This is a genomic window from Mesorhizobium sp. M6A.T.Ce.TU.002.03.1.1 (assembly GCF_003997275.1).
GTDB lineage: Bacteria > Pseudomonadota > Alphaproteobacteria > Rhizobiales > Rhizobiaceae > Mesorhizobium > Mesorhizobium mediterraneum.
This window is the reverse complement of the sequence record NZ_RZTI01000066.1, coordinates 1-14,058: the sequence shown is the minus strand read 5'-3', so window position 1 is coordinate 14,058 and position 14,058 is coordinate 1. Positions and strand designations below refer to the sequence as shown.

General features: G+C 64.0%; 12 protein-coding genes and 1 pseudogene. All 13 read left to right on the top strand.

All coding sequences use genetic code 11. The annotated features are described in order from the left end of the window. Positions 1-108 precede the first annotated feature (108 nt). A complete protein-coding gene (locus tag EOC93_RS19450; protein ID WP_127205431.1) occupies positions 109-1,683 on the top strand; it encodes an NAD(P)/FAD-dependent oxidoreductase in 1,575 nt (524 codons plus the stop codon). 109 nt (positions 1,684-1,792) lie between these two features. Beyond that, positions 1,793-3,319, top strand: coding sequence for an ABC transporter substrate-binding protein (locus tag EOC93_RS19445; RefSeq protein WP_127205430.1), 1,527 nt, complete (start codon positions 1,793-1,795; stop codon positions 3,317-3,319). 69 nt (positions 3,320-3,388) lie between these two features. Beyond that, entirely contained in the window at positions 3,389-4,396 is a 1,008-nt protein-coding gene (locus EOC93_RS19440; RefSeq protein ID WP_127205429.1) for an ABC transporter permease, read from the top strand. Then, positions 4,389-5,237 (top strand): ABC transporter permease, encoded by an 849-nt coding sequence (locus EOC93_RS19435; RefSeq protein ID WP_127205428.1) that lies wholly within the window; start codon positions 4,389-4,391, stop codon positions 5,235-5,237. The genes EOC93_RS19440 and EOC93_RS19435 overlap by 8 nt, the downstream gene beginning before the upstream one ends. Beyond that, entirely contained in the window at positions 5,234-6,118 is an 885-nt protein-coding gene (locus tag EOC93_RS19430) for an ABC transporter ATP-binding protein (protein WP_127205427.1), read from the top strand. Before EOC93_RS19435 ends, EOC93_RS19430 begins: the two co-directional genes overlap by 4 nt. Then, positions 6,111-6,941, top strand: coding sequence for an ATP-binding cassette domain-containing protein (locus EOC93_RS19425; protein ID WP_127205426.1), 831 nt, complete (start codon positions 6,111-6,113; stop codon positions 6,939-6,941). Before EOC93_RS19430 ends, EOC93_RS19425 begins: the two co-directional genes overlap by 8 nt. A gap of 84 nt (positions 6,942-7,025) precedes the next feature. Beyond that, entirely contained in the window at positions 7,026-7,625 is a 600-nt protein-coding gene (locus EOC93_RS19420) for a VOC family protein (protein WP_127205425.1), read from the top strand. 147 nt (positions 7,626-7,772) lie between these two features. Further along, positions 7,773-10,044, top strand: a pseudogene (locus EOC93_RS19415) (bifunctional salicylyl-CoA 5-hydroxylase/oxidoreductase). Continuing rightward, on the top strand, positions 10,041-10,811 hold the full coding sequence (locus EOC93_RS19410) for an SDR family NAD(P)-dependent oxidoreductase (protein WP_127205424.1): 771 nt from the start codon (positions 10,041-10,043) through the stop codon (positions 10,809-10,811). Before EOC93_RS19415 ends, EOC93_RS19410 begins: the two are co-directional and overlap by 4 nt. Next, positions 10,805-11,275 (top strand): MarR family transcriptional regulator, encoded by a 471-nt coding sequence (locus EOC93_RS19405; RefSeq protein WP_095487734.1) that lies wholly within the window; start codon positions 10,805-10,807, stop codon positions 11,273-11,275. Before EOC93_RS19410 ends, EOC93_RS19405 begins: the two co-directional genes overlap by 7 nt. Next, a complete protein-coding gene (locus EOC93_RS19400; protein ID WP_127205423.1) occupies positions 11,272-12,084 on the top strand; it encodes an enoyl-CoA hydratase family protein in 813 nt (270 codons plus the stop codon). The genes EOC93_RS19405 and EOC93_RS19400 overlap by 4 nt, the downstream gene beginning before the upstream one ends. A gap of 237 nt (positions 12,085-12,321) precedes the next feature. Then, positions 12,322-13,470, top strand: a complete 1,149-nt coding sequence (locus tag EOC93_RS19390; protein ID WP_095487730.1) for an acyl-CoA dehydrogenase family protein — start codon at positions 12,322-12,324, stop codon at positions 13,468-13,470. An 83-nt stretch (positions 13,471-13,553) separates the two neighbouring features. Beyond that, positions 13,554-13,949, top strand: a complete 396-nt coding sequence (locus EOC93_RS19385) for a RidA family protein (protein WP_095487728.1) — start codon at positions 13,554-13,556, stop codon at positions 13,947-13,949. Positions 13,950-14,058: the final 109 nt, after the last annotated feature.

Here is a 14,058-nt window from a genome sequence, read left to right as displayed (position 1 = left end):
TTTCTTGGATGGCTCTGAAGGCTCGTTGCGGCCCTTAATATCCTACTAGACGAAAACATATGCATCTGCAATTATCTTTAAGCATAAAGGAAATGGGTTGGGTGGGGTGTGAGCGAGTTTGACGCCATTTTCGTCGGGGCGGGCCACAACAGTCTGGCATGCGCCGCGCATCTGGCGTTGAAAGGTTGGAAAACCGCGATTTTCGAGCGCAGCGCAACAATCGGCGGCGCCGTCCAGACCCGCGAATTCACGCTGCCCGGCTTCCGGCACGATTTCGGTGCGATGAATCTGAGCCTGTTCGCCGGCTCGGCCTTTCACAAGAAATATGCAAATGAATTGAAAAGCCACGGGCTGGAGTTTGCGCCGGTCGCCGATTGCTTCGCCAGCGCGTTCCCGGACGGTCGCTGGTTCGGCGTCAGCCACGACCTGGAGAAGACCGCGTCGCGCCTCGCCGGATTTTCGCAAGCCGACGCCGCCACCTGGCGCCGGCTGGTTGACGCCTTCCCGGCGGAGGCCGAGCATCTGTTCCGGCTGCTGGGAGCGCCGATGAGCGGGCGGGCGCTGGCCGGCACCGCCTGGAACCTGTGGCGCAAGAAGGGTTTTGCCGGCGCGCTCGACACTGGTCGGTTGCTGCTTTCCTCACCCCGCGCGTGGCTTGAGGAGAATTTCGAGACGCCGCATGTCAGGGCGACGCTCGCCACCTGGGGCATGCATCTCGATTTCGCCCCCGACATCGCCGGCGGCGCGGTGTTCCCCTATCTGGAATCGATGGCCAATCAGTGCTTCGGCATGGTGCTCGGCAAGGGCGGCGCCGACACCATCATCCGCGCGCTGTCGGGCATGGTCACCGCTGCCGGCGGCAAGATTGTCACCGGGGCTGACGTGGCCGAGATCGCGGTTTCCGCCGGCAAGGCGACCGGTGTGCGGCTTGCTTCCGGCGAGACGCATACCGCCACCAAGGCGGTCATCGCCGGCGTTGCGCCCAAGGCGCTGGCCGAAAAGCTTTTGCCAAACGGCACCAGTGACGCCGGCTTCGACGCGGCGATGAAAAAATTCCGTCATGCGCCGGGCACGATGATGATCCATCTGGCGCTGGACGATCTGCCGGACTGGCGCGCCGGTGCCGAGCTTCGGCAATTCGCCTATGTCCATCTGTCGCCGTCGCTCGACGCGATGTCGCGGACCTATCAGCAGGCAATATCGGGCATGCTGCCGGACGAGCCGGTTCTGGTCGTCGGCCAGCCGACTGCGGTCGATCCGTCGCGGGCGCCGGAAGGCAAGCATGTGCTGTGGGTGCAGGTGCGCATGCTGCCCGCCGAAATGTCAGGCGATGCGGCGGGCAAAATCGCGCCGGCCCACTGGGACAACGTCAAGGAGCGCTATGCCGAGCGCGTTCTCGACATCATCGAGATCTATGCGCCCGGCCTTCGCCGGAAGATCCGCGGCCGCGCCGTTTTCTCGCCGCTCGACCTCGAACGCGAGAACCCCAACCTCGTCGGCGGCGACCAGATCTGCGGCAGCCACCATCTGGCGCAGAATTTCCTGTTTCGCCCGGCGCGCGGTTATGCCGGGTGGAACACGCCGGTCGGGAATTTGCATCTCACAGGGGCTGCGACATGGCCGGGGGCCGGCACCGGTGCAGCCTCGGGCTATATGCTCGCTCAACAGCTTGGCGGGAGGTAGAATTCAAAACACTTGCGGGTGAAGGAGAGGCAATGCGCGGTTGCCCAAGGAGCCTGAACCCACTGAACGACAACGACGACGCGCACAGAAAACCAACAGGGGAACGACCATGACAATCAACAGACGAGAATTGCTCGGATATGGCGCAGCAGCGGTTGGCGCCACCGTCATCGGCCTGCCGCAAATGGCCAAGGCAGCCGGCGAACTGACCATCGCCTACAACGTCAACCTGCCGTCCTGGGACCCGACCACCGGGCCTTCGGCGGTCAACCCGACGATCCAGGGCCTCTACCAGTCGGTGTTCGACCAGTTCATCCCGCAGAAGCCGGACCTGTCCTTCGGGCCGGGCCTGCTCACCGAATGGGGCTGGAATGACGACCGCACCAAGATCATGATGACGGTGCGCGACGGCGTCACCTGGCATGACGGCTCGCCGTTCACGGCCGAGGACGTGGTCTGGTCGCTGCAGCGGGCGGGCGACGAAAAGACCGGCAACCCGATCCAATTCGTCTGGAAGAACGTCAACAATTTCAAGATCGACGGCAACAAAATCACCGGCGACGTGGTGCAGTTCGACCCGGTCTATTTCAAGTGGATGTCGTTCCTGACCGGCTACATCATGCCGAAGGCCTATTATGAAAAGGTCGGCGCCGAGGGCTTCGAGAAAGCCCCGATCGGCACCGGCCCCTATATGGTCGACAAATTCGAGCGCAACGCCTTCCTGCGGCTGAAGGCCAATCCGAACTATTGGGGCGGCAAGCCGGCCTTTGAGAATGTGACGATCAAGTTCGTCACCGATGCGGCGAGCCGCGTTGCCGAAATCGAGTCCGGTTCCTCGCAGGTGACGCTCGAAATCCCCTATGAGGAATATGACCGCCTGATCGCCAAGGACGGGCTTGCCGGCTCGTGCAAGAATGTTTCCGACATCGGCATGATCTTCTTCAACGACATCGACGTGATGCTGGACAAGAACGTCCGCCAGGCTGCCGTCATGGCGGTCGACAAGAAGCTGCTCGTGGATCGGCTGCTGCGCGGCTACGGCCAGCCTATCGATACGCTGGAGACGCCGGAATACGCAGCCTATGATGCGTCGGTCAAGGTCGAGCACAATCCGGAAAAAGCCAAGGAATTGCTGGCCGCCTCCGGCTATTCGCCGGAAAAGCCGGTCAAATTCTCGATACAGACGACCAAAGGCTTCAAGCCTAAAGACTACGAGATGATCCAGGCGATCGTCGGCATGTGGCGCAAGGTCGGCATCGAGGCGACGATCGAGGTCTACGAGATCGCCAAGCACTACGAGCTGCGCGCCGCCGACAAGCTGACGCCGGCGGCCTTCTACAATTGGGGCAACGCGATCGGCGATCCGACGACGTCGACCGGCTTTGCCACCTATGGCCCGAGCCCGCATTCGGTGTGGGACAGCCAGGATCTGATCGACATGATCAACCCGCTATGGGGTGAGAAGGACGAGGCCAAGCGCATCGGCGGCTGGAAGGCTGTCGACAAGTACATCGCCGAACAGGCCTATGTGCTGCCACTGATCCAGTATGCGCAGCCGATCGTGCATGCCAAGGGCGTCAATGTCGTGCAGCATATATCCGGCGCGCTGTTGCCGGCGCTGATGACCCCGGCGTGAGATCGGCATAGCGTCCAAGCGCGCCATCGCCGTCGATGGCGCGCCCTTTCCGCAGGCATACGGGCGACCATGCTGCTGCAAAGATTCCTGATCCGTCTTCTGACGATGGCGATCACGCTGTTCGGCGTCGCCGTCGTGGTTTTCGTCGTCATTCGCGTCGCGCCCGGCGACCCGATCGCGATGATGCTGCCGCCCGGCGCCACCGATGCCGACATCGCCCGGTTGCGTGCGCTCTATGGGCTCGACAAGACCATCGTCGAGCAGTTCTTCATCTGGCTGTCCGGCGTTGTCAGAGGCGATTTCGGCACCTCGATCTCGCTTAGGCAAGACGTGCTGGGGCTGGTCTTCAACCGGCTGCCGGCGACACTGGAGCTCGCTATCGTCGCTCTTTTGATGGCGCTGGCGATCGGCGGCACGACGGCGATCCTTGGCGCGCGGGAACGCGGCACCGCAGTCGAGGCCGGCATCGACATCGCCAGCGGTGCAGCCCTTTCCATTCCCGATTTTTTGTGGGGCCTGGTGCTGATCCTTTTGTTCGGCGTGCTGGTGCCTATCTTCGACATTTCCGGCCGGGTTTCGCCGCAGCTCGACCTTCCCTTCGTCACCCAGTTCTATCTGTTCGAAAGCATTGCGCGGCTGCGCTTCGACCTGACCAAGGACCTGCTCGGGCACATGCTGATGCCGGCCGTGGCCCTGGCGTTGCCGCTGGCCGCGATCATCTCGCAGCTGCTGAAGCAATCGCTGAAGGAAGTGCTCGATCTCGACTATGTCGTGCTGGCGCGGGTCAAGGGCTTTTCGGAAACGCAGGTTATTTTGCGTGAGGCGCTGAAGAATGCCGCGCTGCCGACGCTCACTCTGATCGGCGTGCAGTTCACCTTCCTGATCGGCGGCACCGTCATCGTCGAGCGGCTGTTTTCCTATGAGGGTCTCGGCAACATGGCGATCGACGCCGTCATCAACCGCGACCTGCCGCTGATCCAGGGCATCGTGCTGGTCTTCGCGCTGCTGTTCGTGCTGATCAACCTCACCGTGGACATGATGTATGCGCTGCTCAATCCGAGGCTGCGCCATGGATGACGGCCGCATCTCCAGACATGGCTCGGGCGCAAGGCTGTGGCTGTCCGGCGGCTGGCTGCTGCTGGCGCTGCTGGCGGCGATCTTCGCGCCGCTGGTCGCGCCGCAGGACCCGCTGGCGCAGGACCTGATGTTCGAGCGCCTGCCGCCCTTCTGGATGAGCGGCGCGGAGCCCGGCTTCTGGCTCGGCACCGACAGCCTCGGCCGCGATCTCCTGTCGCGGCTGATCTTCGGCGCCCGCATCGCCTTCGTCGTTGCCTTCGCGGCAGCCTTGGCCGCCTGTCTGGTCGGCTCGACGCTCGGGCTTGTCGCCGGCTATTTCGGCGGCTGGGCCGACCGCATCATCTCGCGCATCGTCGACGTCTGGATGGCGTTCCCGCCGGTGTTGTTTGCCATCCTTTTGGTTGCCGTGCTCGGCACAGGCCTGAGCTCGGTCATCATCGCCATCGCGGTCATCGACTGGACGCGCTTCTGCCGGGTGATCCGCGCCGAGACCATGGGCCAGGCGCGCATGGATTATGTCGAGAACGCCCGCATCGCCGGCTACGGCCGCATCGGTATCATGCTGCGCGAAGTGCTGCCCAATGTGGTGCCGTCGATCGTCGCGCTGCTGTCACTGGAAATGGGCATCGCCGTCATCGTCGAGGCGATCCTGTCCTTCGTCAATCTGTCGATCTCGACCGACGACCCGACCTGGGGCGGCATCATCGCCGAAGGCCGGCTGTCGATCCATCAGGCCTGGTGGGTGCTGGTGTTTCCGCTGGTCACTCTGATCCTGACGGTGTTGTCGTTCAGCCAGTTCGGCGAGGGTCTCAAGGCACGCTTCGATCCGGTGCTGCGATGAGCGCGAGCGTTTGCCTCGATATCAGTAACCTCAGCGCCGTGCTGCCGAATGGCGCCCGCGTGCTGCGCTCGGTCTCGCTCTCGGTCCAACCCGGCGAGGTTCGCGCGCTGGTCGGCGAGAGCGGCGCCGGCAAGACGATGATCGGCAAGGCGGTGCTCGGCGTTCTGCCACTGAGCGTTCGCATCGTCGAGGGCGACATGCTGCTCGAAGGTGAAGATCTCGGCCGGCTTCAGCCAAAGGCGAGGCGCACCTTGATCGGCGCCCGCACCGCGCTGATCCCGCAGGATCCGCTGACCGCGCTCAACCCGTCGCGCCGCATCGGTCCGCAGATGACCGACCGGCTGGTGCGCATCCTCGGCTGGAGCGGACAGAGAGCCGACGCCCGCACCCGCCAGTTGCTCGACGAGGTGCAGATCCGCGACCCGGACCGCGTCCTCAAATGCTATCCGCACGAGCTTTCCGGCGGCATGCGCCAGCGCGTGCTGATCGCCGCCGCCTTCGCCGCCGAGCCAAGGCTGATCGTCGCCGACGAGCCGACAACGGCGCTCGACGTGACCGTGCAGAAGCAGATCCTGCGCCTGATCGCGCAGTTGCAGCGCGAGCACGGCACGGCGATCCTGTTCGTCACCCATGATCTCGGCGTCGTCGCCAAGATCAGCCAGAAAGTATCGGTGCTCTATGCCGGCAAGGTGGTGGAGGAGGCCGAGACGGCGGCGCTGTTCGCAGCTCCGCAGCACCCCTACACGCGAGCGCTGATGGCGGCGACACCGCGCTACACCGACCCGTTCGCCTCTCTGAGACCGGTGGACGACGCGGTATTGGCCGGGCTGGCCGCGGAGATCGCCGCCGCCGACCAGGCCTGGAGGCGCCCGCATGGCTGAGCCGCTGTTTTCCGTCCGCGGCCTGAAGGTCGCGCTAGCCGACATGACGCGCAAGCCGCTGATCGGCCGCGCGCCGCTGGCCGAAATCCTGAAAGGTCTGGATTTCGACCTGCCAAAGGGGTCGGTGACCGGCATCGTCGGTGAATCCGGATCGGGCAAGTCGACGCTCGGCCGCGCCCTCGTACGCCTGCTGGAGCCCAGCGCCGGCAGCATCACCTTCGACGGCCGCGACATCACGCATCTGCCGGAGGCCGAGCTCAGGCCGCTGCGCCGCAATCTGCAGATGATCTTCCAGGATCCGATGTCGTCGCTCAATCCGCGCCGCACCATTGCCAGCATCATCGCCGCACCGCTCAGGCAAAACGGGTTTGGCGACAATCTCAAGGGGCGTGTCGCGGAGGCATTGCAGCGCGTCGGCCTGCCGCAAAGCTTCGCCAGCCGCTACCGTCACGAACTGTCGGGCGGCCAGCGCCAGCGCGTCGGCATTGCCCGGGCGCTCGCGCTGTCGCCGAAATTCGTGCTGGCCGACGAGATCGTCTCCGGTCTCGACGTATCGACCCAGGCACAGATCCTGACGTTGCTGGAAAAGCTGGCCGCCGAAATGGGCCTGACGGTCGCCTTCATCAGCCACGATCTGTCGGTGATCCGGCGGCTTTGCCGGCAAGTGATCGTCATGCGCGAAGGCGTGATCGTCGAGGCAAGCGCCACCGACGCTTTGTTCGAGAAGCCGCGGCAGGCCTACACACGCGACCTGATATCAGCCATCCCGCTGCCCGAGATCGATGACGGCTGGCTGCTGCCCACCGCTAAGGTGCCGGTATGAAGCAAATCTCATTCGCACGTCGAAGAGCGGGCCTCGGACGTGCGCCCGGCAAGCCACCCACGTCCCGCGAGAAGGATGACTGACATGAGGAATGCTATCCGAAACGCAACGCTTGCGACCGCCGTCCTGGCCAGCATCGGCACTGCTTCCGCCGGCACCATTCCCGGCATGCGCGGGCACGATCACACCGGGGTTACGGTGCCCGACATGAAGCAGGCCGTCGACTTCTTCACCGAGGTCGTCGGCTGCAAGAAGGCGATGTCCTTCGGCCCGTTCGCCGACGACAAGGGCACGTTCATGCAGGATCTGCTGGGCGTCGACCCCAAGGCGGTGATCGAGGAGATCACCCTGGTCCGCTGCGGCTACGGCTCGAATATCGAGCTGTTCAAATACACCGCGCCCGACCAGAGGGACCTGCAGGCCCGCAACAGCGACATTGGCGGCTTCCACATCGCCTTCTATGTCGACGATATCGCTGCCGCGAAAGCCTATCTCGATGAAAAGGGCGTGAAGACGCGGATGGGCCCGCTGCCGGTTACCGAAGGGCCGGCTGCCGGCCAGACCATCCTCTATTTCCAGGCGCCCTGGGGCCTGCAACTGGAAGCGATCAGCTATCCCAACGGCATGGCCTATGAAAAGGACGCGGAGACGGTGCTGTGGAGCCCGAAGAGCCCGGAAAAATAATCCGGGCAAGCGCGTGCTTGCGGGTCTGACCCGCAGGCAGGCCATGGGCATCCGAGGCAGATCGCTTCAATTATGAAACTTCAAGCTTGAAATAATTTATTTCAGGCGCGATACTGACGAATAATAAGCGAAGAGGAGATCGCACGAATGAAGGTTGCGGTTCTCGGCGGCGGACCAGCCGGCCTCTACTTTGCCATCTCGATGAAGCTCAGGGACGCCGCGCACGAGGTGACAGTGTTCGAGCGCAACCGCGCCGACGACACATTCGGCTGGGGCGTCGTGCTGTCGGCCGAAACGCTCGACAATCTGACCAGGAACGATCCGGTCAGCGCCGTATGGATCAAAAAACATTTCGCCTATTGGGACGACATCGCCGTCATTCATGACGGGGTGCGCACGGTCTCGACCGGCCACGGCTTCTGCGGCATCGGCCGCAAGCGGCTGCTCGTCCTGCTGCAGCGGCGGGCGCGTGAGCTTGGCGTGAAGCTGGTCTTCGAGACCGATATCGCCGACCCCAAGCCCTATATGGAGAGCCACGATCTGGTTGTCGCCGCCGACGGCCTGAATTCGAAGGTACGGGGCGCATTCGTCGACGTGTTCAAGCCAGATATCGACACCCGCAAATGCAAGTTCGTCTGGCTCGGCACGCAGCAGAAGTTCGACGACGCCTTCACCTTCGTCTTCGAGAAGACGGAGCATGGCTGGGTATGGGCGCATGCCTACCAGTTCGACAGTGAAACCGCGACCTTCATCGTCGAATGCAACGAGCAGACCTGGGAGCGCTTCGGCTTTGGCGCGATGTCACAGCAAGAATCGATCGCCGTCTGCGAACGGATCTTCGCCAGGCATCTCGGCGGCCACGCGCTGATGACCAATGCCAATCACATCAGAGGTTCGGCCTGGATCAATTTCCCGCGCGTGCTGTGCGAACGCTGGTCCTACAAGAATCTGGCGCTGATGGGCGACGCGGCGGCATCAGCGCATTTCTCGATCGGCTCCGGCACCAAGCTGGCGCTGGAAAGTGCTGCGGCGCTGGCCGACTATGTCGAGTCCGAGCCCGACCTCGAGGCGGCGTTCCGCAAATATGAAGACGCCCGCCGCACCGAAGTGCTGAAGCTGCAGTCGGCAGCGCGCAATTCGCTCGAATGGTTCGAGGAGGTCGAACGCTATCTCGGCCTCGATCCGGTGCAATTCAATTATTCGCTGCTGACCCGCTCGCAGCGCATCAGCCACGAGAATTTGCGGCTGCGCGATGCCGAGTGGCTGGCCGGCGCGGAAGAATGGTTCCAGCGCCAGGCCGGCGCCGGCGGCAACAGTCTTCGTCGCGCGCCGATGTTCGCGCCTGCAGAACCGCATCGTTGTCTCGCCGATGGCGCAGTACAAGGCCGTCGACGGCTGCCCGACCGACTGGCACTTCGCCCATTATGCCGAACGGGCGAAGGGCGGCGCCGGCCTCGTCTATATCGAGATGACCTGCGTCAGCCCGGAAGGCCGCATCACGCCTGGCTGTCCCGGGTTCTACGCACCCGATCATGAGGTCGCCTGGAAACGGCTGGTCGATTTCGTCCATACCGAGACCGAGGCTAAAATCTGCGCGCAGATCGGCCATTCCGGCGCCAAGGGCTCGACCCGGCTCGGCTGGCAAGGAACCGACGTGCCACTGACATCAGGCAACTGGCCTGTGATGGCGGCATCAGCGATAGCATGGTCGCCTGAGAATCAGGTGCCGAAGGCGATGGACCGCGCCGACATGGACAGGGTGCGCGATCAATTCGTCGCTTCGGCCGAGATGGCGGCGCGCTGCGGCTTCGATATGCTCGAAATCCATGCTGCGCACGGCTATCTCCTGTCCTCCTTCATCACGCCGCTGACCAACCGGCGCACGGACGCCTATGGCGGCTCGCTCGAAAACCGCATGCGCTATCCGCTCCAAGTCTTCCATGCGGTGCGGGCCGCGTGGCCCGCCGAAAAACCTGTTTCAATGCGCATCTCGGCCAATGACTGGGTCGGCATCGAAGGCGTGACGCCGGCCGATGCAGTCGAGATCGCACGGCTGCTGCATGAGGCCGGCGTCGACATCTGCGACGTGTCGGCCGGCCAGACTTCGGCCGATGCAAGACCGGTGTATGGGCGCATGTTCCAGACGCCGTTTTCCGATCGCATCCGCAACGAGGTCGGCATGGCGACCATGGCGGTCGGCAACATCTATGAGCCGGACCACGTCAATTCGATCCTGATGGCCGGCCGCGCCGATCTCGTCGCGATGGCAAGGCCGCATCTCGCCGATCCCTACTGGACGCTGCATGCGGCCGTGACGCTCGGTGATCGCGGCGTCAAATGGCCGGATCCCTATCTGCCGGGCCGCGACCAGATCTACCGGCTGGCCGAACGCGATGCGGCAGCGGGGCTGAAAGTATGAGCACCGCGACGATAACAATGCGGCACGCGCTGGTCACCGGCGGCGGCTCCGGCGTGGGCCGCGCCATCGCGCTGGCGCTGGCCGGCGCCGGCATAGACGTGACCATCTGCGGCCGGCGCGAGGCGGCACTTGCCGAGGTCGCCAGGCAAAGCGATCGCATCTTCGGCATCGCTGCCGATGTCACCAATGAGGCGGCAATGGCGTCGCTCTACAGTCAGGCCGAGGCGGCGCGCGGGCCGATCGATATCGTCGTCGCCAATGCCGGCATGTCCGGCAGCGCCCCGGCACAGCGGACCTCGCTCGCGGACTGGCAGCGCACGCTCGATGTCAACCTGACCGGCGCGTTCCTGACGGTGAAACCGGCGCTGGCCGGCATGGCCGCGCGGAAATCAGGCCGTGTCATATTCGTCGCGTCGACGGCCGGGCTAAAGGGCTATCCGTATGTCGCCGCTTACGTTGCCGCCAAGCATGGTGTCGTCGGCCTGATGCGGGCGCTGGCGGTCGAGACCGTCAAATCCGGCGTGACGGTCAACGCCGTCTGCCCGGGCTTCATCGAAACCGAGATGCTCGAGGAATCCATCCAGCGCATCGTCGAAAAGACCGGCCGCTCGGCCGAAGAAGCAAGGACGAGCCTTGCCTCGACAAACCCGCAAGGCCGCTTCATCCAGCCGGAAGAGGTTGCAGCCGCGGTGCTGTGGCTGTGCGGCGATGCGGCCCAATCGATCACCGGCCAGACGATCTCGATCTCGGGAGGTGAGACATGGTAGCCGGTCCCCTGCCCGCGCCGTCCGGACCCGGCAAGGACCGCCTGCGCCTGTGGGTGCGGCTGCTGCGCGCCTCACGCAGCATCGAGGCCGAGCTGCGCGAGCGCCTGCGGCAGGAGTTCAACACGACGCTGCCGCGCTTCGACGTGATGGCCGCACTCTACCGCGTGCCGGAAGGCATGCTGATGAGCGACCTGTCGCGCTTCCTGCTGGTGTCCAACGGCAATGTGACTGGCATCGTCGACCGTCTGGTTTCGGAAGGGCTGGTCGCCCGCGCCCGACGCAATGGCGACCGCCGCACCTCGATGGTGCGGCTGACGGAGGAAGGATCGAAGGCTTTCGCCGTGATCGCCGCCGCACATGAGAGCTGGATCGGCGAGCTGCTGGGCAATGTGAGCGAGGACGAGGCGCGCCGGCTAACCGGCATGCTGAATTCCTTCCGCAGCAATTGGGAGGGACGGGAATGACAAAAATGGCCGGCCGCAAGCCGAAGCATTTCCTCTGGCAGGTCGAAGGCAAGATCGCAAAGATCCGGCTCGACCGGCCGGAGCGCAAGAACCCGCTGACCTTCGAAAGCTATGCCGAGCTGCGCGATATCTTTCGCGACCTCGTCTATGCCGACGATGTCGATGCGGTGGTGTTCCTGCCCAATGGCGGCAATTTCTGCTCCGGCGGCGATGTTCACGACATCATCGGCCCGCTGGTCAAGATGGACATGAAGGAGTTGCTCGCCTTCACCCGAATGACCGGCGATTTCGTCAAGGCGATGCTGAATTGCGGCAAACCGATCATTGCGGCGGTCGACGGCGTGGCGGTGGGCGCCGGCGCCATCACCGCCATGGCGTCCGATATCCGCATCGCCACGCCGGAAGCCAAGACGGCGTTCCTGTTCACCCGCGTCGGTCTTGCCGGCTGCGACATGGGCGCCTGCGCGATCCTGCCGCGCATCATCGGCCAGGGCCGCGCCGCCGAGCTGCTCTACACCGGCCGCACGATGAGTGCTGAGGAAGGCGAGCGCTGGGGTTTCTTCAATCGGCTGGTCGATGCCGCAGCGCTTGAGGCCGAAGCACTCGACATGGCCGCGCGCATCGCCTCCGGCCCGACCTTCGCCCACGGCATTACCAAGACGCAGTTGAACCAGGAGTGGTCGATGGGTCTCGACCAGGCGATCGAAACGGAAGCGCAGGCGCAGGCGATCTGCATGCAGACCGGCGATTTCAAGCGGGCGTACGAGGCTTTTGTTGGCAAGCAGAAGCCGGTGTTCGAGGGCAATTGAGGATGTTTTCTTTAATCAAAATGGACACGTTGGCGGGACAGCGCCCCCCTCTGGCCTGCCGGCCATCTCCCCCACTTGGGGGGAGATTGGCAGCTCCACCTGCAGCGCTTCTCCTGCAATGCCGGCGATTGGCGAAAGCAGTGGTGACGTCCAATCTCCCCCCTCGTGGGGGAGATGTCCGGCAGGACAGAGGGGGGCGCCGTGGAGTGCAAGGCCCGAAGCACAGTGGAGGCAGAAATGCCTGACCGGTCCTTCCTCAATTGGCCGTTCTTCGAGAACCGACACCGCGAGCTGGCCGAGCGGCTGGATGCCTGGTGCGGAAAAAACCTGCCGGTCGCGCATGACGATGTCGACGCCGCCTGCCGCGAGCTGGTGGCGAAGCTCGGCAACGACGGCTGGCTGGAGCCGACGGCGCTCGACACGGACAATCCCGGACCGCTCGACGTTCGCGCGCTGTGCATCACACGCGAGACGCTGGCCCGGCATGACGGGCTGGCCGACTTTGCCTTCGCCATGCAAGGGCTCGGCACCGGCGCGCTCAGCCTGTTCGGCACGCCCGAGCAGCAGCGCTGGCTGGCGAAGACACGTGCTGGCAAAACAATTTCCGCCTTTGCGCTATCGGAACCGCGCTCCGGATCTGATGTCGCCAATATGGAGATGACGGCCACGCACGACGGCGACGACTATGTGCTGTCGGGTGAAAAGACCTGGATCTCCAATGGTGGCATTGCCGATCTCTACGTCGTTTTTGCCCGCACCGGCGAGGCGCCCGGCGCCAAGGGCCTTTCGGCGTTCATCGTGCCTGCAGACATCAAGGGCCTAACCATCGCCGAACGGCTGGAGGTGATCGCGCCGCATCCGCTGGCACGATTGTCCTTCGACAATGTCCGCGTTCCGGCCTCGGCATTGATCGGCAAGCCAGGCGACGGTTTCCGCATCGCCATGTCGGTGCTCGACGTGTTCCGCTCGACGGTCGGCGCGGCGGCACTCGGCTTTGCCCGGCGCGCGCTGGACGAAAGCATCAAAAGAGTGGCCGAGCGCAAACTGTTCGGCGCTGCGATGGTCGAGCTGCAAATGGTGCAGGGTCACATCGCCGACATGGCGCTGGATGTCGATGCCGCCGCCTTGCTGGTCTACCGCGCCGCCTGGACCAAGGACATGGGCGCCGCCCGTGTCACCCGCGAAGCGGCGATGGCCAAGCTGTTCGCCACCGACAAGGCGCAAGAGGTGATCGACAAGGCCGTGCAGCTGCATGGCGGCGATGGCGTCCGCAAGGGCCACATCATCGAAAGCCTGTATCGCGAGATCCGCGCGCTGCGCATCTATGAGGGCGCGTCCGACGTGCAGAAGGTGGTCATAGCCAGGCAAGTGATGGGAGCGGCCTGAGGCCGAACTGGGACGGATAATTGCGAATTAGACTGGTTCGATTTTGAACATTGCGACCGGATTTGAGTATCGGGAGGCTTGATATGCACACCATCCTGCAGCCGGAAGGCTGGGCGAAACCTGTTGGGTACGCCAATGGCGTCGCCGCGCGCGGGCAGATGATCTTCATCGGCGGCCAGGTCGGCTGGACCGGGCAAGGCCAATTCGAAACCGATGATTTTGTCGGCCAGGTGCGCCAGACGCTTGCCAACATCGTCGCCGTGCTCGCCGAGGCTGGCGCCATGCCTGAGCATATCACCTCGATGACCTGGTACTTTACCGATAAGGCCGAGTATCTGGCCAACCTCAAAGGGATCGGTGAGGCCTATCGCGAGGTCATCGGCCGGCATTTTCCGGCCATGGCCGCCATGCAAGTCATGGCGCTGGTCGAGGATCGCGCCAAGGTGGAAATCCAGGCGACAGCGGTGATCCCGGACTGACGCCGGCGTGCTTCCCTTCTCCCCTTGTGAGACCTTTGCACAGAAGCCGAACGGTGATTCTGTGGTGAAGGTTGGAGCAGGGAGATTCGGGATGGCGGATCGTGTTTTG